Source organism: Pseudolactococcus yaeyamensis, assembly GCF_054658615.1.
In genome coordinates this window covers 1-2,561 of record NZ_BAAGGP010000158.1, presented here as the reverse complement: position 1 = coordinate 2,561, position 2,561 = coordinate 1, and the positions used below count along the sequence as shown (strand labels likewise).

The window sequence follows — 2,561 nt, the reverse complement described above, 5'->3', positions numbered from 1 at the left end:
ATAACTCATCTTCAATGACCATCAATTCTTGTGTTGATAATTCAGCTTCATTATCCAGTTCAATTGCAGGAATAATTTCATTGCTTAAAAGCTCTTGATAAAGGGCTTTAGACTTCTCAACAAGGGCATCACTAAAACGTTGAATGGATTTTTTCCAGACAAAAGTAAACTTGTTGGCATTAGCTTCAAGTTTTGTACCATCAATAAAAATGGCTGTTTCATCAATCATTTTTTCTTGAACAAGTAAACTTCTAAATTGGATAAAACAATCTTGAATGATGGGTGCCATCAAAGGATGGATGCGATAACGGTTGATTGTCCGATATGATGGTGTTTCGCCTTGTGCTAACCACATCATGCGGATACTATCATGAATGGCGTTCTCAATCTTTCTTCCCGAGAAAGTTGATTGGGTATAGGCGCACAAAATCAATTTGAGCATCATTCTAGGGTGGAAAGAGGGACGCCCTGTTTCTTGTTTAAAGGCAGTGAATTTGTCCTCAGGGATACTTTCAATCAGTTCGTGAATGGCAAAACAAATATCATCTTCTGGCATTATTATTTCTAAATCAAGTGGTAAAATGACCTGTTTCATGTTATAATTTTTATGCCTAAAGAACAACTCCTGACTTTTGGGATTAGGCACTTTAATTGTACAGGATTTTATTTTTTTTGTCGAAAAGTTACACAGAAATAGGCTATGAACGTTTCCGATTAACATCAGAAATGATTCATAGCCTATTTTTTTAGAGGACTTTTGTCCCAGCCTCTTTTTGTGTGTTATTTTTTATCAATAATCCATGTGGATATAAGAAGCGCTACTTCTAGGGATGACACGGATACTTGTTTTTCCTAGACCAGCTGCGCCGTTCATCTCTTTGACGGTAACAGTATCACCAGAAACATCAATGACGACAGCAACGTGTCCATAAGTGGCATCAGCGCCTGCACTACCCGGTGCAAAGACTGCGATAGTCAAGTTGGCAACGGGCTGATCGTCAACTCTGAATCCTTCACGACTAGCGTTTGCCGCCCAGTCTTTCGCATTGCCCCACCAGTCGCCCATGCGCGCTTTGAAGATGTCTTTTACATACCACGTACAGTTTTCAGCAGCGTAGGTATTGCTTGTGCTATAAGGGCCTTCATTGACATCAAGTGGTACCGCGATAGCGCCATCAAAGTCAACGTAGTCTTTAAGTAAATCATACCATTTTTGCGCATTGGTTTCGATGGTGCTGACTTGCGTTTGAGGGTCTGTAAGTGCAACCCCTTCGTAATAGAGCGACCAGTCAAGGCTCGCTTGTGCTGGATCAGTCGCATTACCAACGATATCTTTAACGTTGGTAAAGGCACCATTTAATTCTGTTGAGACTAAGTCGAGCTGGACATCGAGTGACAAAGTTTTCGCTTCAGCTTGCGCCCAACGATTCCCATTGATCATATTTGACCAACCAGACCATTGGAAGATGCCAGCGACGCCACCAGAGTCATTGACAGCTTCAGGATTGAAACCTGATTCGCGTTCAGCGACGGCCAAGGCGCCTGCTGCCCCTTCAAGTGTGAAACCTTCTTGTGTCATCAAATGATTGGCGATATCAATGGCGTTTTGCGCGTTTTCTAGGGATAAATCTGTTTCGCCGGCTAATGTTTCAGCTGAAATGCTCAAGACACCACCGTTGATTGTCTTGGCGGGTTTGATGATTAATTCTTGCCCGACATAGATGTAATCAGAACTGTTGATTTTTGAGTGTTTGACGATATCCTCAATTGAGACTTTTTGCGCTTGGGCGATATCCCATAGCGTGTCGCCAGCTTTAACGGTATAAGTCACAGCTGGGATGACAACCGATTCAGGACGTTTTGCCGCAACAGCAGGTTTAATCACCAATTCTTGTCCGACATAGATAAAGTCTGTGTCAACTAACTTAGAATTTTTGATGATGTCTTCAACCGTCACGTTTTGTGCTTGGGCGATTTCTGACAAAGTATCGCCAGCTTTAACGGTATAGATTACCGCAGGTTGTGCCTTAGTAGCTACTGTTGACCTTTTAGGCACAGATGGTGTCGGTGTTGTGACTGCTTGCGTCGGTTGGCTAGTTTCGATTGTCTGTCCAATCTCAAGTTGAGATGGATCTGAAATCCCATTCAGTGCTGTGAGCGCCTCAACACTAGTGTTAAATTTTTGGGCGATTGTCCAAAGGTTATCGCCAGCTTCAACCGTATAAGTATCCGCTGAAGCGGCATTTGAGAGTGCAAAAACACCTGCGACAGTGCTGGCGCTTAGTGCAAATTTGACTGCAGTTTTATTATAATTTTCGTTAATTGGTTGGTCGTGCTTACCCATATTTTTGTTCCTTCTTTTGATACGATAATTTACTATATACATGCCATTGTACCACAAGTTACCTCAAAAGTGAAGTGATACATGGATTTTCCACGACAAACGCATGACTCTCTCTCCCAATCCCAAAATGTAAAGCGCGTTTTTAAAATAACAGCTCTCACATTGAAAACAACTGTGCCAAATAATCTGGAAAAGTCATTGATAACGAAAAACGTTT

General features: G+C 41.9%; 2 protein-coding genes. Both read right to left on the bottom strand.

Annotated elements, in window-relative coordinates; genetic code table 11:
* Nucleotides 1-595: transposase (locus tag ACYQ21_RS15270; RefSeq protein WP_460059516.1), on the bottom strand; the 595-nt coding region annotated here is incomplete at its 3' end.
* 195 nt (nt 596-790) lie between these two features.
* Nucleotides 791-2,344: a phage tail tip lysozyme gene (locus ACYQ21_RS15265; RefSeq protein ID WP_460059514.1), complete on the bottom strand. Its 1,554-nt coding sequence runs from the start codon at nt 2,342-2,344 to the stop codon at nt 791-793.
* Between the last annotated feature and the right edge of the window lie 217 nt (nt 2,345-2,561).